The sequence below is a fragment of the Bacteroides sp. AF20-13LB genome (assembly GCF_003603065.1).
GTDB classification, from domain to species: domain Bacteria; phylum Bacteroidota; class Bacteroidia; order Bacteroidales; family Bacteroidaceae; genus Bacteroides; species Bacteroides uniformis.
This window is the reverse complement of record NZ_QTMH01000010.1, coordinates 148,965-174,750: the sequence shown is the minus strand read 5'-3', so window position 1 is coordinate 174,750 and position 25,786 is coordinate 148,965. Positions and strand designations below refer to the sequence as shown.

The window sequence follows — 25,786 nt, the reverse complement described above, 5'->3', positions numbered from 1 at the left end:
GGTTTACGAACAGAAACAAGAATCGGATAATAATCTGCATTATTTACAAATAATGTAGGTTTAAGAACAGTCGTATTCTGAACCTAATTCAGTCGTATAGTGAATGCCATTCAGTCGTATACTGAATAGGGTTCAATCGTATACTGAATGTGACTCTTTGTAAGCATACTGATATTCAGTAAGTTATAAAATATTATCTTGCCCTTGATAAATTTCAACAAATAGCCTAAATGCCGTTATGTTCGTTCCGTAGTGGGTATAAACAAGAATTTTAGTATAATTGCTCTGTTTTTGTGCAGAAAAGTTTGTAGAATAAAAAATGATTTGTATCTTTGCACCGCTTTAAAAGAAAAGCACTTCTGAAAAAGAAGTTTTGGAGAGGTGGCAGAGTGGTCGATTGCGGCGGTCTTGAAAACCGTTGTGCTGCGAGGCACCCGGGGTTCGAATCCCTGTCTCTCCGCTGAACTAACTGGATAATGAATAGGTAAGTCTCATAAATTCAACGATTTGTGGGACTTTTTTTATTCCATTATCTCTGCCCTATCGGATATTATTTAGCCCTTTATAGAATAAGAATTTATACTTTAGTTTTGACTGAACTTCAGTATATATGTGCAATTTTAGAACAAATAATCTAAAAATGATTTTTTTTTGTAACTTAGCATAATATTTAAAACAAATATGGTAAAAGCTACAAAAGATAATAGGCCTTTTTCAAGTGGTGTGTTTGATTTAGAGGAGTTCAATATTTATACAAAGGTAATTGATTTGCCTCTTGACGGGATTCCGACATATCTAGAAGAAGGGATAAATGGAGTTTGTACCGGAGGCTCTGCTCTTTTTAATGTGTTTTCTAATAAACGCAGGGTTGTGAAGAATGATTTGATAACTATTTTTCCTTATCAGTTGGCAAGTATAACCGAAATCAGTACAGACTTTGCCGTTATTTTCTTTAAAGTACCAAAGAAATTGTTTATGGATACCATTAATGGGCTGGGTAGGCTTACACTTGACTATTTTTTCTATATGAGGAAATATTATAGCTCTCCGCTCAGTGAAGAAGAGTATAAGCGCTTTGTTCATTTCTGTCATATATTGTCATGCCGTGTAGATTTATCTTGTGCCTTTCTTAGGAGGGAATCGGTGATGTATTTATTGAGGGTTTATTATTGGGACTTGTATGTGGGCTATAAGAGTAACCCCAAGGCTATGGCTTCCGTGAAGTTTGTACGTAAAGAGAAGCAGGTTTTTGAATTCTTTTATTTGGTTATAGAGTATCATACTATAAGTCGTGATGTGGCATTTTATGCAGATAAGATGTGTATCTCACCTAAATATCTGACAATGTTAATAACAGATAATACTGGTCGTTCGGCTAAAGAGTGGATTGTGGAATATACCATACTTGAGATAAAAGTCTTATTGAAAGACTCCAATCTTGAAATAAAGGAAGTGGTTTCACGAACTAATTTTCAATCGAATTCTACGATGACACGTTTTTTTCGTAAGCATACAGGCACTACTCCGTCAGAATACCGTGAGAGAATGTTTGTCTGATATTTGGATAATTTGTACTTATACCAAAAGGCAAGAAAGATATGAAAGAATATCTTAAAATAATAGATGAAATAATCGCTCTTGTGGGGTTACATTTAATTCCCAAATTTGTTAATCTATATCAAGGCCAGGTTGACATAAGATGTGAGGAAAATGATACTGGAGTCTTAATTAATATTATTGTGTCTTTACCAGATAAAAATGAACTGCAGGCTTTGCAAAATCAAGTTGGTATGGACTCACTACAAGCCAAACAGATCTTAGAAGGAATATTAAAATTGGAGAAAATGGATTCATGCAAACCATTGGAAAACAGACAACTGGAATTGAAACGAATTTGGCTTAACAAGCTTGTTTCAGTGTTGGAAGAGCATATGGAAAATACAGAGTTTAATGTTGCTATGCTCTGTCAACTGTTGGGAATGAATCGAAAACTGTTGTATCGAAAGATTAAACAGTTGACGGGGGTTACTCCAGTAAGCCTTATTCGGCGTGTTAGGATGATAAGAGCCGCTACACTTTTATTACAAGGCAGATTCACTGTATCGGAAGTAATGTATATGGTAGGCTATTCCAATCCTTCTTATTTTTCCAGGTGTTTCATGGCAGAATATAATATTTCTCCAAGTCAATATGCAATAATTCAAAAAAAAACAGGTGGAGCGTCCGAATAAGGGGGCACTCCACACATGATTCATTGTCTTTTGTTCTGTTATTTTTTATACCAATCCTTACAGTCATTTCCCATTGATTTTGCCCATGTAGCAAAACCGGGATATTGGCTGTCAATTCTGTTCCTTTCTGTTACCGGGGTAAACCCTAGCATCGGTATATCGATAGCAAATGGATATGCTCCTTTACGGTCGATATAGTAAGCATCATCATTGCTGCCAATCAATGACTGATTGGCATAAGCTGTAGCTTTGTGTTTGGGCAGATGAACCTCTGTGCGATTCTGTTCTCCTTGTGAATATTTTACGATGATGTATGGATTATAGGACAATAGCTGATTCTTTAGGAAAGAACCGTTGAATTCTCTGGTGACTACATATTTATTGCCTATATTCTGTTTGGCATTGGACATTACGATAATGGACGAAGTCTCTTTTTCCAATATTGCACCTTCCGGCAAAGTGATTTTATCGCCAATTTGTGCTGCATCTATCTGATAGGCAAATGCGTTAACATATGTAGCGCCATCATGTACCGGAGTGAATTCGTCAACGATCTTCGTTACTATATTCTTTTTGTCGAAATAGACTTTGCGTTCGTATTCTACAATTACGTCATTCATGTCATAATCGCCACCGGAAGGCCAAATATCTTCGAATGCCAGTGTGCCGGTAACATTTTCATCTTCATCGGGTTTGGGTTCTTCTTTATCACCTTCATCGGGAATAGACGGCCTTTCAGGATCGTCAATAGAACTTCCCGGAGTAGCATCTACATAAAATAAAAGGTCACAGTAGCTTTGATTTACACCATCTTCTGCTCCAAGAATCGTCTTGCCGCTTTTTTGGTCTTTAACAGAGACAAAGGCCGACATGTTGTTTTGGGGATTGGAAGTGCGAAGATTTGAATTGTATGGATTATATAAATCAGGCAATTTAAGATAATCTTCTAAATTATTTCCATAACCGTTCTTAAAACCGTCGGCATAAAGAAACCAGCCTACTGTATATCCTGCTGGGAATGTATCATGGGCTTGGCCGTCTTCATCGAAGTAAAGCAGACGAACTTTATTCCCGGATTCTAAAATCAATATTTGGCCGCCATACCAGTCAAAAGACACATTGGGGAATATAATGTATTTCCTCACTTGGTCTACATCGACGGACGTTCCGGTTTTATAAAAATAATATCCGAAAGTATTGTTATAACTTGCACTTCGATTGAGAAAAATGAGATTCAATGCGGTGTTGTCCTCCTTTATCGAAATATTGATAGTTTTTCCATTACCAAGTAATTTTGAATTGTCTTGTCCTCCTTTATTGAAGAATGTTTTCATCCGGTCTGTCAAATCCAAAATACTTTCATTACCAATATTTTTTTCCTTTGTCATATATTGGCTGTTCAGCTGACCTCCTTCTCCCCAATAGCACAGTGAGTATAGATTTTGGGATTTGTTTACTAAATAAGGTACATCAGACGAAGCGCGAGTGACAGACTTTGTTTTAGGATTTGATTTTGCCGACATGTCAAAAATGACAGCATTGTCTTTAATTTCAAGTTCTATGCATCCCGGCAATCCCCATGTCGCAGTATATAAATAAACTTTATTAAGATAGGTAGGAAGCTGCATTTTTCCCTCATACTTACCGCTGTTGTCGGTATAGGTTTTGAACAAGGCTTCTATACCCTCTTTCTTTATCGGCGTACCTTCCACTGTTTCCATCGGATTTTCACCGTAAATTTCTATCAAAGGAGTAAACCCGTAAATGTCATAGTTGACAGAAAGCCGGACATCACTGCGCATCTCAAAGCCGAAATATTTATCCGGGTCAGGAAGAGGTTCTTTTTCACGATTCGGGTCGTATACGTCTTTCTCCATACAACCTGTCATAAGGCCTGAAAGTGCAAGCACTAAAATGAAAGCCCCAATGCTAATTAAGCGGTTTTGTTTCATAAGATATAAAAATGTTATGTTAATTTTATTTGTATGTATTTTTGATTAGTTACTTGCTCTTTAAATACCCGATACATTTTATTATGCAAATTTAGTCTGTATTGCTCAAACTCATTGATACAAAATTGACAAAAGAATGATAGAAAAAGGACAGTTGATTTTTTTTGTATATCCATGTGATAGTTTGTCGGGAGTGTCTTTTTGTTCTTCCTTTATTGGATTTTACCCTCTTTTCAGTATATTTGCGCTCGGCGTTTTAAGAATATTATCTTTGAGCCGATTCCAATACTAAACTAGATAGAATTAATGGAGAAAATAAATGCAGTAATTACGGGAGTGGGAGGGTATGTTCCTGACTATATTCTGACCAATGAAGAAATATCCAAAATGGTAGATACGACAGATGAGTGGATAATGGGGCGTATCGGTATAAAGGAAAGACGTATCTTGCACGAAGAAGGATTGGGGACTTCGTTTATGGCCCGTAAAGCTGTAAAACAATTAATGCAACGTACAAAATCTAATCCTGATGATATTGATTTGGTGATTGTGGCCACTACAACGGCCGATTATCATTTTCCTTCAACAGCATCCATATTATGTGAGAGAGTAAAGCTTAAGAATGCTTTTGCTTTTGATATGCAGGCTGTTTGTAGTGGCTTTTTGTATGCATTGGAAACTGGAGCCAATTTTATCCGTTCGGGAAAATACAAGAAGGTCATTGTAGTAGGGGCTGATAAAATGTCGTCGGTGATTGATTATACCGATCGTGCCACTTGTCCGATTTTTGGTGACGGTGCTGCCGCTTTCATGCTGGAACCCACCCGGGAGGATATGGGAGTAATGGATGCCGTATTGAGAACAGACGGGAAAGGTCTGCCCTTTTTACATATCAAAGCGGGAGGCTCCGTATGTGCTCCATCTTACTATACACTGGACAATCGGATGCATTATATTTATCAGGAAGGACGTACAGTCTTTAAATATGCTGTGGCCAATATGGCAGATGCTTGTGAGGCGGTCATGGAGAGGAATCACTTGGCGAAGGAGGACATTGACTGGGTGATTCCCCATCAGGCAAACATGCGTATAATTACTGCAGTTTCGCAACGTTTGGGAGTATCTCCCGAAAAGGTAATGGTCAATATAGAACGGTATGGAAATACAAGTGCCGGCACGCTTCCATTGTGTGTATGGGATTTCGAGGATAAGCTGAAAAAGGGGGATAAACTGATTTTTACAGCATTCGGAGCAGGATTTGCTTGGGGGGCTATTTACGTGAAGTGGGGATACGACGGAAAAGGTTGAGGCTCTCTGATAAGATTTAGGTTGTTTGTTTCTTTTCTGATACAACTTTTAGTATCTTTGCGAAACAGCAGTTTTTTATTGTGACAAAAAATTGCATGTGTTTTGTTAACCATATAGAAAACTAAAAACAACCAGCGTATTATGAACCAGGAATTATCCATGAGCCCCAATTTATTGGTGGCTGCCCTTCAAAAACCGGCTTCCGAATTTACGAAAGCAGACATTGTTTCCTATATAAAGGAGAATGACATTCGTATGGTGAACTTCATGTATCCTGCGGCAGACGGGCGACTGAAGACACTGAACTTTGTCATCAATAATGAAGCATACCTTGATGCCATACTTACATGTGGTGAACGCGTAGATGGTTCCAGCTTGTTTCCGTTTATAGAGGCCGGTAGCAGTGATTTGTATGTAGTGCCGCGTTTCCGGACCGCTTTTATAGACCCTTTTTCTGAATTGCCCACACTGTCAATGCTCTGTTCTTATTTCAATAAGGATGGTGAACCGCTGGAAAGTTCTCCGGAATATACCCTGCGTAAGGCATGTCAGGCATTCACTACGGTTACGGGGATGGAATTTCAGGCTATGGGAGAATTGGAATATTATGTCATTTCTGAAAATGACGGATTGTTCCCGGCTACCGACCAGCGTGGTTATCACGAATCGGCCCCTTATGCCAAGTTCAATGATTTCCGTACGGAATGTATGTCATATATTGCGCAGGCAGGCGGACAGATAAAGTATGGGCATTCTGAAGTCGGTAATTTTACGCTGGACGATAAGATTTATGAGCAGAATGAAATAGAGTTCCTGCCGGTGCGTGCCGAGGAGGCTGCTGACCAACTGGTGATAGCAAAATGGGTTATTCGTAATCTGGCTAGCCAGTATGGATATAACATTACTTTTGCACCGAAAATCACGGCAGGAAAAGCCGGTTCCGGATTACATATACATATGCGTATCATGAAGGACGGGCAGAACCAGATGCTGAAAGATGGGGCACTTTCTGAAACAGCCCGTAAGGCCATTGCGGGCATGATGAAGCTGGCTTCTTCCATTACGGCTTTCGGTAATACAAATCCTACTTCCTATTTTCGTCTGGTTCCTCATCAGGAAGCACCGACCAACATTTGCTGGGGCGACCGCAACCGTTCGGTATTGGTACGCGTTCCGTTGGGCTGGTCGGCAAAAACGGATATGTGCATGTTGGCAAATCCGTTGGAGACCCCAAGTCATTATGATACTACACAGAAACAGACGGTGGAAATGCGTTCGCCTGACGGTTCGGCCGATTTGTATCAATTGATTGCCGGACTTGCTGTAGCTTGCCGTTATGGATTTGAGATAGACGATGCTTTAGGAATTGCAGAAAAAACATATGTCAATGTAAATATCCACAAGAAAGAAAATGAAGATAAGTTGAAACAACTGGAACAGCTTCCTGATAGTTGTGCCGCTTCTGCCGATTGTTTGGAAAGACAGCGTGCTGTCTTTGAGCAATATCATGTGTTCAGTCCTGCAATGGTTGATGGGGTTATTTCCAAACTGCGTTCTTACGAGGATAGAACCTTGCGTGCAGAGATACAAGACAGTCCGGAGGAGATGCTGAAACTGGTCGAGAAGTATTTCCACTGCGGATAGGAGAAGAAATGAGGGCATAACTCACCGCAGGTTACACAGATTGCTATAGAATTTCTGATAATCAAGAACTTTTATCTGTGTTAATCTGCGGTGATTGTGTATTTTGACACCTCTCCATTATTTCTTTGGCTTTGAATACTGGTTCTGCTTTTTGTATTTCCGATTCGAAGCCGAACCAATAACCATTTTGGGTATTGTCGTCAATGGGTAGAAAACATAAGCGGAGGCTTTCTTTGTAGTTTCCATAGATGACTTCCCAATATTCCGGTGGCATCTGGCGCTTGGTCTTGACTTTCTCTGCTGGTTTTTTCTTTAATGACATGCCTGCCTCTATCCAGGCAATGGTGACCATGATTTTATAGGCCGGATAATGCATACTGCAGAATTCATAGAGTACGAGGCCTCGCTTTTCCAGGCTCATGGGCTGGTCTATAAGATTTTTATCGATTAAAAATTCCAGAAAGCGACGTAGGAAGTCGTTGTCATCCAGAATCAGCTTGCGGGTGATGGCTTGCCAAGCAGTTGTGTTATAGAATCCATCCAGAAGACGTGACAGTTGCCGGGCTGTTTGAAGCTCGTTGACACTGATTTCATTTGTTTGAAGCACTTCATAAGGGGGGAGAGGAGAATATCGGATGCCTAGTTCTTCCGCTCTTCTTCTCATTTCTGTGCCGGGAAGTAACTTCAGGGATTCAAGCTGTATCTCGCCGGCATTGTATCCGGCAAGTGTACGCACATCTTCAAATATTTCGGATAGGCGGTATAGAGGCAAGCCGGCAATGAGGTCGGCGTGTGTTTCCATATTGGGTAGGGAACATAGGAAACGAAGACCTTGCAGTGAGTCCTCCAGGCTTCCCATCCGACGGCTTTTCTGGAGGACCGGTTCGCGCAGGCTTTGAATACCGGCCTCGAGATGGAGCAATCCTTTAGGTAGCTTTTTCAATTCATTTTTCAGCTCTTCGGATAATAGTGCAGGGTGTATTTCTAAGTGAAAGCATATGTCCGGGTTGAATTCCAGGAAAAGTTGCAGTAATTCTTTAGCACGGCGCGGATTATAATTAAAGGTCCGGTCGAGGACGCGTACGTTTTTTATTCCATGACTGTGGATAATTTGAAGGCGTTCACGGATACTTTCAATGGACAGTGTGCGCACCGGTTTTTCTTCACCGCTGACGCAGAATGCGCATGTGTTGAAACAGCCTCGGGTAGTCTCCAGTTGTACGAATGGTTTGCTCCAATTGAAGAAACTGCTGTTTTCCGGTGGTACGAGCCGGGAAAAGTTAAGTACACGGGCTATGCCGTTGTCTATATATTGCTTTTGAGGATTCATATAGCAGAGTCCCGGAATACTGTTCCATTTTTCCGGCTGGTTCCAGCAAGACAGCCATTGGGGGAATGCTTCTTCTCCCTCTCCCCTGAATACGCAGTCGATGAAAGGGTTTTTATGCAGAAAGTCTTCATTGTTTCCTAAGAATTCAGGTCCGCCCAAGATGAAGCAGCTATTGGGAAGCAATGCTTTTAATCTCGCTGTTATGTGCAACAGTTGTTCGTGGTTGAACAACCATGTTGTTGCGGCAATGATGTCGGGTTGGTGCCGGTATATTTCGTCGACAATCATTCCTACGTTTTCATTGATGGTGGCAGATACGATTTCCCATTTTACGGAATTGTTTTTTGCTATTTGTGCGTGCAGTGCAGGGAGTGCCAACGAAGAGTGTGCATACGAGCTATTGAGGTCTATCCAGAGAATTTTCATATTTGATTGAATTTCATCTTTGCAAAGATAACTGATTTTGCTTTTCGTATAAACAAAAAGGGTTATATTTGCATGTCGGAAATCGAAAATAGTAGAGTTATTGGTATAGAATGTTTTTTGAAAGATGAAATATTCTTTTTGTATTCTTATTTCTATAAGGTGATAACGGGTTGTCTTATCACTGGCTTGATAAAGTAAGGAAGGAAGTACTATTAAGTGTGATTGATACAGAATGCAAAATATCGGAATAAGTTTCCAGCTATTTTGAACATTTTGAGAAAGTAAACTCTTTTGTACAAGGACTGGTTTAGGTAATTGATTCCTTCCTATGATGTAGGGATACTCTGTGAGGAGTATCCCTACAATTTTTTACGGGTCAATGTAAAAACCTGAGGGGTAAATTTATAAATTATTATCTTTGTCTCCAAATTCATAGCTTATGGAGTTAAACGGTTATCGCCTTCTTCTTCCTGAAGGCACTTTAGAGTACTTTGCTCTTGTTGATGTGAAGGAAAGCGTAAATGAAGTTGTGATCTACCTTGAGGAAAAAAATATCGTTCCTGAGAAGTATACAGATCAGGATACTGAGAGTAAAGGCTTTTATGATCCTGTTATTGTTCAGGATTTTCCTCTTCGTGGCAAGAAGGTCTTCCTTAATATTCGTCGTCGTCGCTGGATCTTAAAGAAGCATAATGAGTATATCTCTCGTAACTGGCGTATGGTGGCTGAAGGTACTCGTATGACGCAAGATTTTGCGTCTTTTTTAAAAGAACTATATTGATAGCTATCCGATCAGTTGTAAGCTCTTAGGTGTTTTATATGGAGTTGACGGAGATTTATTGGAGCGTCAATACCGTAACCATCTAAGTGGTTATCTCCATTGGGACCAACTTGTTCATGCAGAGGATTGGCTACTATTCGAAAAGAATATCGGTGCTTATATCTGTATTGATGAGGTAGCCCTCTCGCGTGGAGAACTCTATACTGTACTGATCAATAAAGAAGCTCACGGTGGTAAAGGTAGTATGATTGCTATCATTAAAGGTACGGACGTTCATACGGTCACTTCTGTCCTGCTTAAGCTATCCCGTCTCCGCCGTTACCAAGTGCGCGAGATTACTTTGGATATGGCTCCTAACATGGAGCAGATTGCCCGCATCTGCTTTCCTGCGGCCAAACGTGTTACCGATCGCTTTCACGTACAGAAGTTAGCTTATGAAGCGGTGCAGGAGATGCGTGTAAAAGCTCGCTGGGAGGCTTTGGATGAAGAGTCCACTCAGATTGCTTATGCAAAGGCCTGTGGAAAGATGTATCATGCACCTGTTTTCGCTAATGGAGATACAAGAAAGCAGTTGTTAGCGAGAAGCATTTATCTGCTTTACAAGAAGGAATCCTTATGGACTCAGTCTCAAAGAATACGAGCTGAAATTCTTTTCAAGGAATATCCCGATATAAAGAAAGGATATTATCTGTCTATGCGGTTAGGCTTAATCTATCATCAGTGTAAGTTTAAGGATATTGCTTTGACAAGGCTGGCAAGGTGGTATGATGAAGTAGATAAATCAGGGTTCCTCACCTTTGGAAGGGTCGCACGTTCTATACAAACACATTATCTGAATATAATCAATTTTTTTGAAAGGAGGGCAACCAATGCCGCAGCAGAGTCATTCAATGCTAAAATCAAAGCATTTAGAGCACAGTTCAGAGGAGTAAGAGATAGAGCTTTTTTCTTATATAGACTTGCTAAATTATATGCTTAAATATAAAATACCTCAGATTGTTACGTTGACCCTTTTTTACATTGATTCCACGTTGCCTCCCTTTGGGGGATTGTTTGGACAATAACAAAAAAAGAGGAATATTCTTTCGAATTTCCTCTTCTTTGCGGGTGGCAGATGGGACTCGAACCCACGACATTCAGAACCACAATCTGACGCTCTAACCAACTGAACTACAGCCACCATGTTAGTGCATTTCTTAAATGCGGTGCAAAGATAGGGATAATCTTTAATATTGCAAAGAATGAGACGAAATTTTTTGAGATTTCTGCATTATTTTTTCTTCTCGTAGATACCTATATTGTGCTGCTGGAGCAGCTTTCGAGAGCTTTTGACAAAGATTTCCAGGTGTTTACGAGCTTCCGGCGTTAAATGTTCTGTAGGAAAACTGGCAGGATAAAGAATGTAATTTTTTTCTTTAGTAAGTTCCGGCCGGCCGGTCCAGACCAGATTATATCCACAATAGGAAACACGACAGTATGGAAAAGGCAGAGGATTGGAGTCTGGCAGGGGCGTCTGACTCTGACCGGTGTAAGAGGGACGGATGGGTTGGGGGAGAGGATGTTTCTCCAACTGCAAAGTGAAGATGAGGCCGCCGTCAGTGTTAGCCTTGCTCATATTGGAAATGAAGTTTCCCAAGGAGTAGACTATGATGTGCTGTTCGGTACCGTTGGTACGTAGTTCCATCGGTTGAATGACGTGAGGGTGTGAACCGATAATATGTGTTACGCCTTGTTGGAGCAACCAGTTGGCCAGTTCGCGTTGCTCACGGTTGGGAAGGGACTGATATTCCTCTCCCCAATGCATGCAGGCAATAATGGCATCCGGTTGGCGTGCCTTGGCACTTTGGATATCTTGCAGGATGGTATTCTTATCAATATAGTTTACGATATTGGGAGAGGTAGCCTTGATACCATTGGTGCCGTAAGTATAGTTGAGTAGGGCAATGCGAAAGCCGTTTCTGTTGATGAACAGGGGATAGCGTTGCCTGCGCTCCGACAGATTCTTGTAGGTGCCTGCGTAACGAATACCGGAGGAGTCAAGCAATTGTATGGTACGCTCCATTCCCTTTTTTCCACGGTCCAGACAGTGGTTGTTGGCTGTCAGTAAAATATCGAATCCGGCGTCCTTTATGGCCTGAAGATATTCATCGGGGGCGCTGAACATAGGATAGCCCCGATAGGGCCTGCCCCCCAATGTGACTTCCAGATTTCCTATGGCGAGGTCTGCCTGGGATATTTGCTCTTTTATGAGGGAGAAGCAGGAGGAGTAGTCATATTTTCCTTCAGATACATGTGCAGCGTCTATTTGTGCCTGGTGCTGCATCAGGTCGCCGACAAATAATAGCGTAATCCTTTCCTGCGAGGAAAGGGTTACGCTATACAGTAGGACAACAATGAAGACGGCGAGCGTTTTCATCGCCTTGTTATTGGTAGATTGCTTTCTTGCCGGCGAGCAATGTATTCTTCATAAGGGAAACGATGGTCATGGGACCTACGCCTCCCGGTACGGGGGTAATGAATGAACATTTGGGAGCTACTTCGTCGAATTTCACATCACCGGTCAACTTGAATCCGGATTTCTTGGAGGTATCGGGCACACGGGTAGTACCTACATCAATAACGACAGCGCCTTCCTTGACCATTTCCGCCTTAACAAAGTTCGGTTGTCCCAACGCAGCAATGATGATGTCCGCTTCCTGGCATTCCTTTACCAGGTCTTTGCTGCGGCTGTGGCATACGGTCACTGTGGCATCGCCGGGATAAGCCTTCTGCATCATCAGGGCAGCCATGGGTTTGCCGACAATGTTACTGCGTCCCAATACCACGCATTTCTTGCCTGAAGTCTCTATCTGATAGCGCTTCAGCAGTTCGAGGATACCGTTGGGAGTAGCGGATACATAGCAGGGAAGGCCAATGGACATCCGTCCCACGTTGATGGGATGAAAGCCGTCCACATCCTTGCGGTAGTCGATGGTTTCAATCACTTTCTGCTCGGAGATATGCTTGGGCAAGGGAAGCTGTACGATGAAACCGTCCACATCCGCATCCTCGTTCAATTCGCGTACCTTGGCGAGCAGTTCCTTTTCGGTAACGTCTGCCTCGTAACGGATAAGTGAGGACTTGAATCCGCAAACTTCGCATGCTTTTACTTTGGCGGCAACGTAGGTTTCGCTACCTCCATCGTGTCCTACAAGAATGGCGGCCAGATGCGGGCGTTTACCCCCACGAGCCACTATTTCGGCTACTTCTGCTGCAATCTCTTGCTTTACTTGCTCTGAAATTGCTTTTCCATCAATCAGTGTCATAGGCTGTTATCTTATCTTTTAAGTTTCGGCATCATCTTACCCATCTTGCTGCCAGTGACCATCTTCATCATCTTGCGGGTCTGGTCAAACTGTTTCAGCAGGCGGTTTACTTCCTGAATATTCGTACCGCTACCTTTGGCAATGCGCTGGCGGCGTGAACCGTTCAGAATGGCCGGATTGCTGCGTTCTTCCGGAGTCATGGAGTAGATGATGGCTTCAATGCTCTTGAAGGCATTGTCGTCAATGTCTATATCCTTGATGGCTTTGCCTACGCCCGGTATCATGGAGGCAAGTTCCTTCAAGTTACCCATTTTCTTGATTTGTGCAATCTGGCTCAGGAAGTCGTTGAAGTCGAACTGGTTCTTGGCAATCTTCTTTTGCAGGCGTTTGGCTTCTTCCTCGTCATATTGTTCCTGCGCACGTTCCACCAAAGATACGATGTCACCCATACCGAGAATACGGTCGGCCATACGTGAGGGATGGAACTGGTCGATGGCATCCAGCTTTTCACCGGTACCTACAAACTTGATGGGCTTGTTTACCACCGAACGGATAGAAAGGGCGGCACCACCGCGGGTATCACCATCCAGTTTGGTCAATACTACACCATTGAAGTCGAGCCGTTCGTTGAATTCCTTAGCGGTATTCACTGCATCCTGACCGGTCATTGAATCCACTACGAACAGAATCTCGTCCGGATTGATGGCCTTCTTGATGGCGGCAATCTCGTTCATCATCTCCTCATCCACTGCCAGACGACCGGCTGTATCGACAATTACAAGGTCGTAACCTTTGGCTTTGGCTTCTTGGATGGCATTTTGGGCAATGGCTACCGGATTTTTGCTGTCCGGTTCCGAGTACATCGGTACGTCAATCTGTTCAGCCAGTACACGCAACTGCTCGATAGCGGCAGGACGGTACACGTCACAAGCCACCAATAACGGCTTTTTGTTCTTCTTGCTCTTCAGCATGCGGGCCAGCTTTCCGGAGAAAGTTGTTTTACCGGAGCCTTGCAAACCGGACATTAGGATAATGGCAGGCTTGGAGTCGAGGTTTATTTCAGAAGTCTCGCCGCCCATGAGCTGGGTCAGTTCATCGTGTACGATTTTTACCATCAGCTGGCTGGGCTTAACGGCTGTCAGCACGTTTTGTCCCAAGGCTTTTTCCTTAACGGTATCGGTGAAGTTTTTGGCTACCTTATAGTTCACGTCGGCATCCAAAAGTGCCTTACGTACGTCTTTCAGGGTTTCCGCAACATTGATTTCGGTGATTTTGCCCTCACCTTTCAAAATTTTAAACGACCTTTCAAGTCTCTCGCTTAAATTATCGAACATAGTATCTAATTACAATTACTAAATTACAAATTACTCTTATTGAGGCGCAAAAGTACAAAAAATCCCTTTAACTGCCTTCTTTTGAAGCAGAATATTATTGAAGACTTGCAGCGGGATGGGCGAAAAGAATGGAAGTGCCGGTCAAGGCATTGATAATCATCTATATTATTCTGTTTTTTTAGTTCTTTTTGCTTACTTTCTATTGATAATGTCTCTGGCGCAGGGTCCTTCGTGGTTGGGATATCCCGGTGCGTGGCTGCGCCATCTCTTGTCGGCTTCAACTTTCAGGCTTCGGTAGTCGTCCTGTGTGCGGCGGATGTAGTCGTCCAGCAGTGCCCGGTGCTCGGCCAGAATCTTTGAGTATTTGGGGTCATGGGCAAGGTTTCGTCTTTCTCCTTTATCCTTCAACATATCATACAGTTCTTCCCCGTTGCCTTCCAGATAGTGTGTGTATTTGTATCTGGGACTGCGTATCATCCGTCCCGGGCTGACGGTCACTTCGTATTCACTGTGCCATTCGGAGGCTGCATAGGGGTGCTGTCTCTTTTGCTTCTCGCCTTTCAGAAAAGGGGCAAGGCTGATGCCGGGCTTGGAGGAAGGCACCGGAATGCCTGCCAGTTCACAGAGAGTGGGCAGCAGGTCGATAGTGGGTTGGGTCAGTAAATCTTCCACTGGTTTTTGACGGGGATGAATGCCGGGACCGGCTATGATGAAGGGCACATTTGTCATTTCTTCGTAAAAGCTGACCTGCTTGGTTACCATGCGGTGTGACCCCATTCCGTCTCCGTGGTCTGCCAGTACAATGACAATTGTATTTTTGCCGGCGGGAGTGGAGTAGAGGGCTTCCAGTACACTCTCTATCTGTCTGGCCACTATCCGCGTGTAATGCTGGAAGGCGGCGACGTAGTGCCGGTAATTGTCCTCGTTCCAGTGGGCGGCTTGCATCATCCTCCGGTGGCTGCAGCAGATGTACTGAATGGGCAACGGAAGTTTTTCCCAGTCTTCCACTTCAAAGTTTTCGGGTAGTAGCGGGAGTGGGGTACTGATGGGGCTATCTATGTGCTCCCCTTTATTTTCGCCTACATATCCGCAGATATTGTGCGGGTTTTGGAAATCGGCTATGCAGATGAAAGGTTCTTGCGGTGGATTGCTGAGATAGGCCACGGCATCCTCGCAGGTTCCTACATCCAGAAAGCTGTCATTGTTGACGGGAAATTCGGGGTCGGTGAAGGGCTTGGCAACCGGTTCCTTGTGGCGGAATCCCCTTAGAGAACCCATGTCATGGGTTTTGCCAAAGTGGACGGCCTCATAACCGTTGGCGGTGAAGAGGCTTCCCAGGGTCGGAATGCTGTCGGGTAGCGGAGGATTGATGTGTTCGGCCGAGTTGGAACGTACATTGGTTTGATGCGGCATCAGTCCGCTCCATAAGGCAGCGCGTGACGGTTGGCTGAGGGGGCATCCCACGTATGCGTTGGCAAATGTTACACCTTGGGAGGCAATTCGGTCTATAGGTGGAGTGCAGCTGGGGTCGGCACCGTATGCGCCTACTACCCGCTGGGTCAGATGGTCGCATTGGATAATAAGAAAATTGGGCGATTGCTGTGCCATTACCGGAAAGCTGCACAATGCCATTCCCATAAAAGAGTGAATCGTTTTCATCAGATTTGGATTTTATTTGTTCAAGGTTATTGTATGGTGGCAAATGTATGAAAAAACGGATATAAAAAAAGCTTCCACCTACGTTTATGAACGTAAATGGAAGCTTTTGTACAATATCTGTATGCAGTTGCTGTTAACTGTTCATGCTCATCAGGAATTCGTCGTTGTCTTTGGTCTTCTCCAGACGGTCTTTTACGAAGTCCATGGCTTCTATCGGATTCATGTCGGCAAGGTACTTGCGGAGAATCCACATGCGGTCCAGTGTCTGCTTGTCTTGCAGCAGGTCGTCGCGGCGGGTGCTGGAGGCAACGATGTTGACAGCCGGGAAGATACGCTTGTTGGACAAGTTGCGGTCGAGCTGCAACTCCATATTACCCGTACCCTTGAATTCTTCGAAGATAACCTCGTCCATCTTTGAGCCAGTGTCAATCAAGGCAGTGGCAAGGATGGTCAGTGAACCGCCGCCCTCGATGTTACGTGCTGCACCGAAGAAGCGTTTGGGCTTATGCAATGCGTTGGCATCCACACCACCGGAAAGCACTTTGCCGGAAGCCGGGGATACGGTGTTGTAGGCACGTGCCAGGCGGGTGATGGAGTCGAGGAAGATGACAACATCGTGTCCGCATTCCACCATGCGTTTTGCTTTTTCAAGGACGATGCCGGCAATCTTCACGTGGCGTTCTGCCGGTTCGTCGAAGGTAGAGGCGATTACTTCCGCATTGACGGTACGCGCCATGTCGGTAACTTCCTCCGGGCGTTCGTCGATGAGCAGCATAATCATGTAGACTTCCGGATGATTGGCGGCAATGGCGTTGGCTATGTCTTTCATCAAGATGGTCTTACCGGTTTTGGGCTGTGCCACAATCAAGGCACGCTGACCTTTGCCGATGGGGGCAAACAAGTCTACGACACGGGCCGACATAGAGTCGGAGTATCCGCCTTTGCAAAGCTTGAACTTCTCGTCCGGGAAGAGGGGAGTGAGGTGCTCGAACGGTACGCGGTCGCGTACGAAAGCCGGGTCACGTCCGTTTATTTTGGATACTTTTACCAGCGGGAAGTACTTTTCGCCTTCTTTCGGGGGACGGATTACGCCTTCTACCACATCACCGGTTTTCAGGCCGAACAATTTGATTTGTGATTGTGATACGTAAATATCGTCCGGTGAGGACAAATAGTTGTAATCGGAGGAACGGAGGAAGCCGTAGCCATCCTGCATGATTTCCAGTACACCGGTTCCGGTGAGGATGTCATCGAATTCGTACGTCTTCTCGCGTTCTATTACGGGTTTGCGTTCCGGAGCGGCGGGATAGTTCTCTCCGTTGTTATACGGTTGTGCAGGGCGCTGCTGCACGGGGCGCTGTTGGTTATAGCCACCGTTGCGGTTGTTATTGTTGTTGTTATTGTATGGGTTGTTGTTGTCGCGGGCGCGGAGGCGCGGGCGTTGTGGCTGTTGCGGTTCGGCTGGGGCAGCGGCAGCGGCAGGAGTGGGAGTGGCGGGAGTTTCCGCTTTGGTCGCTTCGAATTTGCCGATGAGTTCGGATGGCAATTCTATTTTTTCCGTAGGGAGGTCTTCAATGGGGATGAAGTCATCTGCCGTTTCGGCCAGAATAGGGCTTTCGTCCGGTACGATATTCTTTTCTGCTTTGGCTTCTGCCTGAGGTTCTGTTTTCGGAGCTTTAGCCTCGAAGTTCAATTCCGGTTCGGCAACCTTCGGGGTTTCCGTTGCTTGGGGTGCAGCAGTCTCTTCCTTTACCTTGCGGGGGCGTCCCGGTTTGCGTTTGGGTACGGCGGCTTCTTTGGCTGGCGCCGGCGTTGCAGCTTCTATGGTCGGTTCTTGGGGTGCTTCCACAGTTTTGGGTTGTTCTTTCGCAGCCGGTGCTTCCTCTGTTTTGGCTTTGGTGAGGTCTCCGTTTTTATTGGCTGAGAACACTTTGTCGGCACCTTCCTTTTTTACGGTCTTTACAGTGACGCGCGAGCGTTTTTGCTTTTCCCCTTTACGCTCTTCCTTCAGCTTGTCGGCGGCAACTTTCTTGGTAGCGCCTGCGATAGCTTGTTCGTCAAGTATCTTGTAAACAAGTTCTTCTTTTTTGAGTGAGTCTGTTTTTTTTATACCCAGTTCTTGGGCAATAGTTTGTAGTTCCGACAAATTTTTGTCGTTCAGTTGAATGATGTTATACATACAGTATATATGTGAATGGTTTAAAATTTACTTTTATTGAAAGGCATAAGTGCACAGTTGCAGTTGTTGTAGGAAGCAACTTGGGCAAGTTTACCTTGTGATATATGATTTATATGGGATATTTATTATTGAACCGGAAATCTGATAAACAATTCTTGCCACAGCAAGAAGTCGCAGAATGTTTCAACGGTGCAAAGGTAATAAATATTTTTGGTTTCATAAACAAATCATCTTTTTTTTAAATTTAAAACTTTATCTTTGCTGTATTAACAACAACATGAAGGATTGGTTTATGAATATAGATGAAGTACAGTTGATAACTTTTTCACCTACTTGTACCTCTAAACAAGTGGGAGAGGCAATTGTTCACGGAACGGGAATTTCGTCTGTCTCCAAAGTGGACCTCACCTTGGAGGCGGCGGGTAAAAGGGAGGTGCCTTCCCATGCTTTGGCGGTCATCACGGTGCCCGTATATGGCGGCCATGTGGCTCCTTTGGCATTGGAGCGGATGAAGGAGCTTCATGCTGACGGTGCACCTGCCGTGGTTGTGGTGGTGTACGGCAACCGGGCCTATGAGAAGGCTTTGGTGGAATTGGATGCTTTTGTCACGAGGTTGGGCTTCAAGGTAATTGCAGGTGCTACGTTTGTAGGAGAGCACTCTTATAGCAGTGAGAAATATCCGGTGGCAGCCGGACGTCCGGATGCGGACGACTTGGAGTATGCAAAGCTTTTTGGTGAAAAGATACGTGCTAAAATTGCGGCGGCCGAAGATATGGAGAAACTGTATGGGGTGGATGTGACCCGTATCCAGCGTCCGCGCCAGCCTTTCTTCCCGTTGCTCCGCTTTTTGCGCAGAGTCGTCAAGTTGCGTAAGAGTGGGGTGCCTATGCCCCGTACTCCGCAAGTGGATGCGGAACGTTGTACGCATTGCGGATATTGCGTGAAGCATTGTCCTGCAGGAGCCATTATAAAAGGAGACGAGTGCAATACGGTTGCAGAGAAATGCATCAAATGTTGTGCTTGTGTGAAAGGCTGTCCGCAGAAGGCGCGCACGTATGACACGCCGTTTGCCGTATTGCTTTCCGATTGCTTCAAGAAACAGAAGGAGGACAGAATTATTCTGTGATGGCTACTGGTCGATGGTTGATACGACCAGCACTTTCCGGGTTTTTTCGTCTATTCTGAAACGGTTGTCCACCCGTTCTCCCACCAGCCAGATGATGTCATCTCCGCAGCAAAGCACCCATTGCCGTTCTTTGCGCAGAAGGGAGAACTTGCGGTCGGTCAGGTAGTCGCTTACCTTCTTCCGGCCTTTCATGCCGAAGGGCACGAAGCTGTCTCCCTGCCTGCAAAGGCGCAGTGATAGGGGATGCTGGAGTTTGTCGGCATCAAAGCAGGCGGTAGCTTTGTCGCGTGGAATCATGAAATCCGGTGCATAGGGATGCTCTTTCATTTCCAATAACGGCTTTACGGCTTCCTGTACGGGCTCTATCAACAACGAGCCGCGGTCTTTGATGACACGCCAGCCGGGGGTGGCAAAGACTTTGCCGGGCTGTCCGTCCAATGTCCGGCAGATGTCCCTTACTTGTGCGGCGTTGAATCCAAGCGGATGCAGAATTTCAAATAAGACCGTTTCCGGTGCCGCTTCTTGCCTCAGGGCGCCGATACTTATGCCTTCCGGTGTCTTGACTCGCAGTTTGGCTTCTTCTATACCTATATTATATATAGAGGCGGCATCGTCCAGATGCTCTGCCGTTTTGAGGATGCTTTCCTTGACGGAGGGGTTTATCTCCTGCATCATGGGAAGCAGGTTCAAGCGTATTTTGTTGCGGGTATATTCGTCCTGCAGATTGGTGCTGTCCGTCACGTAGGCTTGCCCGATACTTTCCAGATAACCGACGATTTCCTTTCTGTCCAGGCAGAGCAAGGGGCGGACTATATGTCCGTTTCGGGGGCGTATACCCCGCAATCCGTTGATGCCGGTACCGCGAATCAGATTGAGCAGCAATGTCTCTACACTGTCATCTTGATGGTGGGCGACGGCAATGACAGCTGCACTGCATGCTTCCCTTGTTTTTTCGAACCACGCGTAGCGCAATTCCCTTGCAGCCATTTCGATGGAGATATGCCGTTCCTTTGCTTCCTGCTCCGTGTTGAAGTGGACGGTGTGCAGCGTCACCCGGTGCTCCAGGCAGAGTTGGCGTACAAAGTGCTCGTCGCGGTCGGATTCCGCTCCGCGCAGATGGAAGTTGCAATGGGCGGCTTCGCATGTGTATCCCAGGCTGAGGAGCAGGCGCAGCAACGCCACGGAGTCCGCCCCGCCGCTCAGTGCCACAAGTATCTTGTCGTCCGGCGAGAAGAGCTTGTGGCGCTCGATGTATTGTACTACCTTCTGCATATTCAACTATAGAGTGGTGCAAAGATAGTGAAACGATTTTTATTGCCATATCTGCAAGTATCTATTTTCAGAATCTCTATCGACTAAGGTCGTATTTGCTAAAAGTTAATCTTACTACAGTTGTGTTTTATGCATACCACAGCTTTGTTCTTTTCTTACCACAGCTGTGGTAAGAAAAGAACAAAGCTGTGGTGAAATTACGATTTAGTATCTCTGGAAGTAGTGTTCTGCCTTCTGGACATTATTGTTTAGTGTCTCTTATTTAAAAACATTCTAAATTATTTGTGCCTTGCGGACATAAGTATTATCTTTGCCCCCAAAATAGAAAAGAAAGGCAGAAAGACTATGCGTTTGTCCGAATTGAATACCAGTGAAAAAGGTGTAATCGTAAAAGTGCTGGGACACGGTGGTTTCCGCAAACGGATTGTGGAAATGGGATTTATTAAAGGTAAAACAGTGGAGGTCTTGCTGAATGCCCCACTGCGCGACCCTATCAAATACAAAGTAATGGGATATGAGATTTCTCTTCGTCGGCAGGAGGCTGAGATGATAGAGATTATCAGTGAGCAGGAAGCTAAGGAGCAGGCTGTGCAGCCCGATTACCACGAGGGGTTGGGCGAAAACATGCATCTGGGCGAAGATGAGCTGAAGCAACTGGCCCTCGGCAAACGCCGCACCATAAATGTAGCTTTGGTGGGAAATCCCAACTGTGGTAAAACTTCTCTTTTCAACATCGCTTCCGGTTCGCACGAGCATGTGGGCAATTACAGTGGCGTTACGGTAGATGCCAAGGAGGGGTATTTTGATTTCCAAGGCTACCACTTCCGTATTGTCGACCTTCCCGGAACCTATTCCCTCTCGGCCTACTCCCCTGAAGAAATCTATGTCCGCCGGCACATTATCAATGAAACGCCGGATATCATTATCAATGTTGTGGACTCTTCCAACCTGGAACGCAATCTCTATCTCACCACCCAGCTGATTGACATGAACGTGCGCATGGTGATTGCACTGAACATGTACGATGAGCTGGAAGCCAGTGGAAACACGCTGGATTATGTAAAGCTCAGCCAGTTGTTCGGAGTTCCGATGTTGCCTACGGTCAGCCGTAGCGGAAAAGGCATTGAACAGCTGTTCCATGTGATTATCAATATTTACGAAGGCGGCGACTTCCTCGACCATAAGGGCAGGATGCGCAGCGAGATATTGAATGACCTTCGCAGCTGGCATCAGGAGTATGTTCCCGACCATGACTTCGGCAGCCATAAAGAAGAGATAGAACAGCCGCGTGGCTTCTACCGTCATATCCATATCAATCACGGTCCCGAGCTGGAACGTAGCATTGAGGAGGTGAAGCGCGTCATCAGCGTCAATGAGAACATCCGCCACAAATATTCCACGCGTTTCCTTGCCATCAAGTTGCTGGAGAACGACGAAGACTTGAAAAAGATTGTGGAAGAGTTGCCCAATGGAAAGGAGATTCTTGCTGTCCGCGACCGGGAAGAGGCACGGATTGCCGAGGTGGTGAACGAGGAGAGCGAGCAGGCCATCACCGATGCCAAGTATGGTTTTATAGCCGGTGCCCTGCGCGAGACCTATGTGGACAATCATCAGGATACGTCGCGCACTACTCAAATCATAGACTCAATCGTTACTCACCGTGTATGGGGTTATCCCATTTTCTTCCTTTTCCTTTATCTGATGTTCGAAGGCACCTTTGTGCTGGGCGACTATCCTATGCAGGGGATTGAATGGCTGGTAGGCGAATTGGGCGACCTGATACGCAACAACATGTCCGAAGGACCGCTGAAGGACCTTCTGGTGGATGGTATTATCGGAGGTGTGGGCGGTGTCATTGTTTTCCTGCCGAATATTCTGTTGCTCTATTTCTTTATTTCCTTGATGGAAGACTCGGGCTATATGGCACGTGCCGCTTTCATTATGGATAAGATTATGCATAAAATGGGGCTGCATGGAAAGTCTTTCATTCCGCTGATTATGGGCTTTGGGTGTAATGTGCCCGCCATTATGGCTTCGCGTACCATCGAGAACCGCAAGAGCCGTCTGGTGACGATGCTCATCAATCCGCTGATGTCGTGCAGCGCTCGTCTACCCATCTATTTATTGCTGGTAGGCGCCTTCTTCCCGAACAATGCGAGCTTTGTGCTGTTAGTAATCTATGCCATCGGCATTCTGTTGGCAGTGGTCATGGCACGTCTTTTCTGCCGCTTTCTGGTGAAAGGAGACGATACGCCGTTTGTCATGGAGCTGCCGCCTTATCGTATGCCGACGTCCAAGGCCATCTTCCGCCATACGTGGGAGAAGGGGGCGCAGTATCTCCGCAAGATGGGAGGCATCATTATGGTGGCATCCATCGTTATCTGGGCATTGGGATATTATCCCAACCACGATGAATATGAAAGTGTGACGGAACAGCAGGAGAATTCCTACATCGGCCGGATTGGTAAAGCCATGGAACCGGTCATTGAACCGTTGGGATTCGACTGGAAGCTGGGCATCGGCATCCTTTCCGGCGTGGGCGCCAAGGAACTGGTGGTAAGCACGCTCGGAGTGCTTTATGCCGACGATGCCGAGGCAGATGCCGTAAGCTTGGGTGAACGCATTCCGATAACGCCCCTGGTGGCTTTCGGTTACATGGTGTTTGTGCTGATTTATTTTCCGTGCATCGCCACGTTGGCAGCCATTAAAGGGGAGTCGGGCAGTTGGAAGTGGGCCGTGTTTGCGGGGCTTTATACTACTGCGCTGGCCTGGCTGATGTCTTTTGCAATTTATCAGATAGGAGGTCTGCTTTTATGATGAATAGTTGGCAGGAGTGGGTAGTAGCCTTATTGTTGTTGCTCTGCGCTGTGCGGATTGGCATGAGTATTTATTCTTTTTTTCATCGGGTCAAAGAAAATGGTAATCCGTGTGATAGTTGTGCAAGTGGCTGTGAACTAAAGAATTTATATGATAAGAAGCGTGCGGAGTGCAGTGGAGTGACGAAAAAAAAGAAGAAAAGTTGTTGCGGATAGTTGGTAGTTTCAAAAAAAGTGCTACCTTTGCATCCGCAAACGAGAAATAAAGAGTTCTTGTAAGAATCGGTACCTTGGATGAGTGGCTTAGTCAGCGGTCTGCAAAACCGTGTACGGCAGTTCGAATCTGCCAGGTACCTCGAAGAATAAAACTCCGAAACTGCTTTTTTAAAGTGTTTCGGAGTTTTTTGTTATAGGGAATTGTTTGCCCATTCTATAAAATATCATTCGCTGAATAGTTACAGCTTACTTATTAAAGATTGAATAAAATGAAAAAAGTTGGATTTCTGATTTTCTGTCTGTTTGCTATGTGCAGCATGGCAGGCAAGGCGCAGGATGTAGTGGCGGACAGTACCGGCTACATCGTTAAGGTAGGGGAGATGGCTCCAGATTTTACAGTGAAGCTGACGGATGGGAAAAGCATTACCCTTTCGGGACTTCGTGGGAAGGTGGTCATGTTGCAGTTTACCGCGAGTTGGTGTGGGGTATGCCGTAAGGAGATGCCTTTCATTGAGAAGGATATATGGCTGAAGCATAAGTCGAATCCGGATTTTATGCTGATTGGCATCGACCGTGACGAGCCGTTGGAGAAAGTGATTGCTTTTGGTAAGTCAACCGGAGTGACCTATCCTTTGGGTCTGGACCCGGGAGCGGATATATTTGCGAAGTATGCGCTCCGCAAGGCAGGTATCACACGCAATGTCCTGATTGATAAGGAAGGGCGTATTGTGAAGCTGACACGTCTGTATAACCCTGAAGAATTTGCTTCTCTGGTGAAGGAGATTGACGGAATGCTTTCTGAATAGTAGGAATAGGCAAGATATAAAAAAGGAAGTGCCCCCTAAAAGTTTTTGTCTAACTTTTAGGGGGCACTTCACTTTTATGCTTGTCGGGATAGTTTGGCAAGATAGTCATAATGTGTACCCTCTTTCACCAGCTCTGCTTTGAAGCCATTTTCGGCAGCATAGATGCTCAGGGTCTGAAAGTCGATATAGAGCCAGTCAAAGGAGTCGCCTTTGACATTCTTGTATTGCATCTGGAAGTCTACCTCTCCGTAGTAATCACCGGCAAGGTTGATAACAATACTGCCATCTTCCTCTTCGAACAGATAGCTCAGGTTGCTGGAATCCATTAAAACACAGCCTCCAGGCCGGAGCAGTAGCTTCATCTTCCGGAAAAAATCAGGCAGATTCTCCAACTTTCCGATAATGCCGGAACCGTTCATCAGCATCAGGATAGTGTCGTATTCATCGGCAAACTGTTCATTGAACAGATTGGTTTGTGATACGCTACGCACACCTCGCTGCTTCATCACTTCCACGGAAAGCGGGGAAATGTCGATGGCATGGACCTCTTTTCCGGCTTCTTGCAGGGTAAGGCTATGGCAACCGCTACCGGCACCCACATCCAGAATCTTTCCGGTCGCCATTTGCAGAGCAGTACGCTCCAGCAAGGGCATTTGCTTTTCTGTGCGGAATAGCTCTTCGACGGGAATTTCGTCCTCATCGAATTGTGAAGAGAACACGCGTAGGCGGTCGGCTTTATGCCGTTTAAAGTAATCGGCTATGGCTGCGCCCATCGGGTCCTTGTCGGCAGGCAATAAGGCTGTATTTATCATTTCTTATGTCTGTTAGCGCGTTTGCGGCGGATTTCTGCTTTCATTTTGGCTGAGGCGGAACCGTGTTGCCCGGTAATGTAGGTTTTCTTCTTGGCTTTGGTCTTTATCTTGTTTTCTTCTTTAGGTTTGTCCTTTTTGCCTTTGAAGACAATACCACCCATCATCGCTTCTTCTATACTCATATATTTCGTTGTTTTAGTGATGTAAAATATCATTTCTCCGGCAGTACCTCAATCCAATAGTCATCCGGGTCATTGATAAAGTACAGTCCCATTGCTGTGTTTTCGAAACATACCCATCCGTTTTCCTTATGGTATTGGCGTATGGCGTCGTAATCACCGGATACGCGGAAGCAGAGGTGACTCTCGTTCTCCCCTAATTCGTAGGCTTGTGGATGCTCCTTCAAGCAGGTCAGTTCCAGCAGGAAGCCGGTACTGCTGTCGGTCAGATAGACCAGGGTGAAAGAGCCGTCGGACGACTCTTTCCTATGATGTTCTTTCAGCCCCAGTGCCTTTTCGTAGAATGCGATGCTACGTTCCAGGTTGGTGACATTGATATTAAAATGGTCGAATTTACTTTTTATTTCCAT

Annotated in this window: 21 protein-coding genes and 3 tRNA genes; 12 read left to right on the top strand and 12 right to left on the bottom strand. The window is 45.4% G+C overall.

The window, feature by feature from the left end; translation table 11 throughout:
• Nucleotides 1–375: 375 nt before the first annotated feature.
• The 3 genes from DWX62_RS13800 (at nucleotide 376) to DWX62_RS13790 (ending at nucleotide 2,231) form a co-directional block, all read left to right on the top strand.
• Nucleotides 376–460: transfer RNA gene (locus tag DWX62_RS13800), tRNA-Ser, on the top strand.
• A gap of 221 nt (nucleotides 461–681) precedes the next feature.
• Nucleotides 682–1,557, top strand: coding sequence for a helix-turn-helix domain-containing protein (locus DWX62_RS13795; RefSeq protein ID WP_005831578.1), 876 nt, complete (start codon nucleotides 682–684; stop codon nucleotides 1,555–1,557).
• A 41-nt stretch (nucleotides 1,558–1,598) separates the two neighbouring features.
• The gene (locus DWX62_RS13790; protein ID WP_005831576.1) at nucleotides 1,599–2,231 is read left to right on the top strand and encodes an AraC family transcriptional regulator; all 633 of its coding nucleotides are present in this window, start codon (nucleotides 1,599–1,601) and stop codon (nucleotides 2,229–2,231) included.
• Nucleotides 2,232–2,269: 38 nt separating this feature from the next.
• Here the strand turns inward: DWX62_RS13790 and DWX62_RS13785 are convergent, their stop codons facing one another.
• Entirely contained in the window at nucleotides 2,270–4,183 is a 1,914-nt protein-coding gene (locus DWX62_RS13785; protein ID WP_005831574.1) for an LruC domain-containing protein, read from the bottom strand.
• Between the two features lie 306 nt (nucleotides 4,184–4,489).
• Here DWX62_RS13785 and DWX62_RS13780 point away from each other — a divergent pair, with 306 nt between their 5' ends.
• Entirely contained in the window at nucleotides 4,490–5,491 is a 1,002-nt protein-coding gene (locus DWX62_RS13780; RefSeq protein ID WP_008664940.1) for a beta-ketoacyl-ACP synthase III, read from the top strand.
• A 141-nt stretch (nucleotides 5,492–5,632) separates the two neighbouring features.
• Nucleotides 5,633–7,135, top strand: a complete 1,503-nt coding sequence (locus tag DWX62_RS13775) for a glutamine synthetase family protein (RefSeq protein ID WP_005832480.1) — start codon at nucleotides 5,633–5,635, stop codon at nucleotides 7,133–7,135.
• Between the two features lie 61 nt (nucleotides 7,136–7,196).
• On the opposite strand, the gene DWX62_RS13770 is transcribed toward DWX62_RS13775, so the two are convergent.
• Nucleotides 7,197–8,891, bottom strand: coding sequence for a B12-binding domain-containing radical SAM protein (locus DWX62_RS13770; protein ID WP_008664938.1), 1,695 nt, complete (start codon nucleotides 8,889–8,891; stop codon nucleotides 7,197–7,199).
• 439 nt (nucleotides 8,892–9,330) lie between these two features.
• Here DWX62_RS13770 and DWX62_RS13765 point away from each other — a divergent pair, with 439 nt between their 5' ends.
• Together DWX62_RS13765 and DWX62_RS13760 are read left to right on the top strand one after the other, a co-directional pair.
• Entirely contained in the window at nucleotides 9,331–9,672 is a 342-nt protein-coding gene (locus DWX62_RS13765; RefSeq protein ID WP_008666166.1) for a hypothetical protein, read from the top strand.
• Between the two features lie 58 nt (nucleotides 9,673–9,730).
• Nucleotides 9,731–10,651 carry a transposase gene (locus tag DWX62_RS13760; RefSeq protein WP_005837189.1) on the top strand — a complete coding sequence of 307 codons (921 nt, stop codon included), beginning with the start codon at nucleotides 9,731–9,733 and terminating at the stop codon, nucleotides 10,649–10,651.
• A 127-nt stretch (nucleotides 10,652–10,778) separates the two neighbouring features.
• Here the strand turns inward: DWX62_RS13760 and DWX62_RS13755 are convergent.
• The 6 genes from DWX62_RS13755 to rho all read right to left on the bottom strand — a co-directional run bounded on the left by DWX62_RS13755 (nucleotide 10,779) and on the right by rho (nucleotide 18,149).
• Nucleotides 10,779–10,852: transfer RNA gene (locus tag DWX62_RS13755), tRNA-His, on the bottom strand.
• A 90-nt stretch (nucleotides 10,853–10,942) separates the two neighbouring features.
• Nucleotides 10,943–12,088, bottom strand: coding sequence for a CapA family protein (locus tag DWX62_RS13750; RefSeq protein ID WP_005831561.1), 1,146 nt, complete (start codon nucleotides 12,086–12,088; stop codon nucleotides 10,943–10,945).
• A 7-nt stretch (nucleotides 12,089–12,095) separates the two neighbouring features.
• Complete coding sequence (gene folD, locus DWX62_RS13745) at nucleotides 12,096–12,977, bottom strand: bifunctional methylenetetrahydrofolate dehydrogenase/methenyltetrahydrofolate cyclohydrolase FolD (RefSeq protein WP_005831560.1); 882 nt, start codon at nucleotides 12,975–12,977, stop codon at nucleotides 12,096–12,098.
• Between the two features lie 11 nt (nucleotides 12,978–12,988).
• Nucleotides 12,989–14,311, bottom strand: a complete 1,323-nt coding sequence (gene ffh / locus DWX62_RS13740; protein WP_005831559.1) for a signal recognition particle protein — start codon at nucleotides 14,309–14,311, stop codon at nucleotides 12,989–12,991.
• Nucleotides 14,312–14,503: 192 nt separating this feature from the next.
• Nucleotides 14,504–15,970 (bottom strand): sulfatase-like hydrolase/transferase, encoded by a 1,467-nt coding sequence (locus DWX62_RS13735; RefSeq protein ID WP_005831557.1) that lies wholly within the window; start codon nucleotides 15,968–15,970, stop codon nucleotides 14,504–14,506.
• Between the two features lie 133 nt (nucleotides 15,971–16,103).
• The gene (gene rho, locus DWX62_RS13730; RefSeq protein ID WP_120172953.1) at nucleotides 16,104–18,149 is read right to left on the bottom strand and encodes a transcription termination factor Rho; all 2,046 of its coding nucleotides are present in this window, start codon (nucleotides 18,147–18,149) and stop codon (nucleotides 16,104–16,106) included.
• A gap of 292 nt (nucleotides 18,150–18,441) precedes the next feature.
• On the opposite strand from rho, the gene DWX62_RS13725 reads away from it, so the two are divergent.
• Nucleotides 18,442–19,275: a 4Fe-4S binding protein gene (locus DWX62_RS13725; protein WP_034526131.1), complete on the top strand. Its 834-nt coding sequence runs from the start codon at nucleotides 18,442–18,444 to the stop codon at nucleotides 19,273–19,275.
• Between the two features lie 3 nt (nucleotides 19,276–19,278).
• Here the strand turns inward: DWX62_RS13725 and tilS are convergent, their stop codons facing one another.
• Nucleotides 19,279–20,547, bottom strand: coding sequence for a tRNA lysidine(34) synthetase TilS (gene tilS / locus DWX62_RS13720; RefSeq protein ID WP_120172961.1), 1,269 nt, complete (start codon nucleotides 20,545–20,547; stop codon nucleotides 19,279–19,281).
• A gap of 345 nt (nucleotides 20,548–20,892) precedes the next feature.
• Here tilS and feoB point away from each other — a divergent pair, with 345 nt between their 5' ends.
• The 4 genes from feoB (at nucleotide 20,893) to DWX62_RS13700 (ending at nucleotide 24,385) form a co-directional block, all read left to right on the top strand.
• Nucleotides 20,893–23,364 (top strand): ferrous iron transport protein B, encoded by a 2,472-nt coding sequence (gene feoB / locus DWX62_RS13715; RefSeq protein ID WP_120172960.1) that lies wholly within the window; start codon nucleotides 20,893–20,895, stop codon nucleotides 23,362–23,364.
• Nucleotides 23,361–23,579 (top strand): hypothetical protein, encoded by a 219-nt coding sequence (locus DWX62_RS22310; protein WP_016274282.1) that lies wholly within the window; start codon nucleotides 23,361–23,363, stop codon nucleotides 23,577–23,579. Before feoB ends, DWX62_RS22310 begins: the two co-directional genes overlap by 4 nt.
• A 68-nt stretch (nucleotides 23,580–23,647) precedes the next feature.
• Nucleotides 23,648–23,719 (top strand) — tRNA-Cys (locus tag DWX62_RS13705).
• Between the two features lie 129 nt (nucleotides 23,720–23,848).
• Nucleotides 23,849–24,385, top strand: a complete 537-nt coding sequence (locus DWX62_RS13700) for a TlpA disulfide reductase family protein (RefSeq protein ID WP_005831535.1) — start codon at nucleotides 23,849–23,851, stop codon at nucleotides 24,383–24,385.
• A 74-nt stretch (nucleotides 24,386–24,459) separates the two neighbouring features.
• Here the strand turns inward: DWX62_RS13700 and DWX62_RS13695 are convergent, their stop codons facing one another.
• The 3 genes from DWX62_RS13695 to DWX62_RS13685 are packed head-to-tail and all read right to left on the bottom strand — an operon-like array spanning nucleotide 24,460 to nucleotide 25,786.
• The gene (locus tag DWX62_RS13695) at nucleotides 24,460–25,197 is read right to left on the bottom strand and encodes a class I SAM-dependent methyltransferase (RefSeq protein WP_005831533.1); all 738 of its coding nucleotides are present in this window, start codon (nucleotides 25,195–25,197) and stop codon (nucleotides 24,460–24,462) included.
• Nucleotides 25,194–25,379, bottom strand: coding sequence for a hypothetical protein (locus tag DWX62_RS13690; RefSeq protein WP_008664928.1), 186 nt, complete (start codon nucleotides 25,377–25,379; stop codon nucleotides 25,194–25,196). The genes DWX62_RS13695 and DWX62_RS13690 overlap by 4 nt, the downstream gene beginning before the upstream one ends.
• A 29-nt stretch (nucleotides 25,380–25,408) precedes the next feature.
• A complete protein-coding gene (locus DWX62_RS13685) occupies nucleotides 25,409–25,786 on the bottom strand; it encodes a VOC family protein (RefSeq protein WP_005831529.1) in 378 nt (125 codons plus the stop codon).

Coding starts and splice junctions, on each gene's coding strand:
- DWX62_RS13795 (WP_005831578.1), top strand. CDS start 682: ATGGTAAAAGCTACAAAAGATAATAGGCCTTTTTCAAGTGGTGTGTTT.
- DWX62_RS13790 (WP_005831576.1), top strand. CDS start 1,599: ATGAAAGAATATCTTAAAATAATAGATGAAATAATCGCTCTTGTGGGG.
- DWX62_RS13785 (WP_005831574.1), bottom strand. CDS start 4,183: ATGAAACAAAACCGCTTAATTAGCATTGGGGCTTTCATTTTAGTGCTT.
- DWX62_RS13780 (WP_008664940.1), top strand. CDS start 4,490: ATGGAGAAAATAAATGCAGTAATTACGGGAGTGGGAGGGTATGTTCCT.
- DWX62_RS13775 (WP_005832480.1), top strand. CDS start 5,633: ATGAACCAGGAATTATCCATGAGCCCCAATTTATTGGTGGCTGCCCTT.
- DWX62_RS13770 (WP_008664938.1), bottom strand. CDS start 8,891: ATGAAAATTCTCTGGATAGACCTCAATAGCTCGTATGCACACTCTTCG.
- DWX62_RS13765 (WP_008666166.1), top strand. CDS start 9,331: ATGGAGTTAAACGGTTATCGCCTTCTTCTTCCTGAAGGCACTTTAGAG.
- DWX62_RS13750 (WP_005831561.1), bottom strand. CDS start 12,088: ATGAAAACGCTCGCCGTCTTCATTGTTGTCCTACTGTATAGCGTAACC.
- folD (WP_005831560.1), bottom strand. CDS start 12,977: ATGACACTGATTGATGGAAAAGCAATTTCAGAGCAAGTAAAGCAAGAG.
- ffh (WP_005831559.1), bottom strand. CDS start 14,311: ATGTTCGATAATTTAAGCGAGAGACTTGAAAGGTCGTTTAAAATTTTG.
- DWX62_RS13735 (WP_005831557.1), bottom strand. CDS start 15,970: ATGAAAACGATTCACTCTTTTATGGGAATGGCATTGTGCAGCTTTCCG.
- rho (WP_120172953.1), bottom strand. CDS start 18,149: ATGTATAACATCATTCAACTGAACGACAAAAATTTGTCGGAACTACAA.
- DWX62_RS13725 (WP_034526131.1), top strand. CDS start 18,442: ATGAATATAGATGAAGTACAGTTGATAACTTTTTCACCTACTTGTACC.
- tilS (WP_120172961.1), bottom strand. CDS start 20,547: ATGCAGAAGGTAGTACAATACATCGAGCGCCACAAGCTCTTCTCGCCG.
- feoB (WP_120172960.1), top strand. CDS start 20,893: ATGCGTTTGTCCGAATTGAATACCAGTGAAAAAGGTGTAATCGTAAAA.
- DWX62_RS22310 (WP_016274282.1), top strand. CDS start 23,361: ATGATGAATAGTTGGCAGGAGTGGGTAGTAGCCTTATTGTTGTTGCTC.
- DWX62_RS13700 (WP_005831535.1), top strand. CDS start 23,849: ATGAAAAAAGTTGGATTTCTGATTTTCTGTCTGTTTGCTATGTGCAGC.
- DWX62_RS13695 (WP_005831533.1), bottom strand. CDS start 25,197: ATGATAAATACAGCCTTATTGCCTGCCGACAAGGACCCGATGGGCGCA.
- DWX62_RS13690 (WP_008664928.1), bottom strand. CDS start 25,379: ATGAGTATAGAAGAAGCGATGATGGGTGGTATTGTCTTCAAAGGCAAA.
- DWX62_RS13685 (WP_005831529.1), bottom strand. CDS start 25,786: ATGGAAATAAAAAGTAAATTCGACCATTTTAATATCAATGTCACCAAC.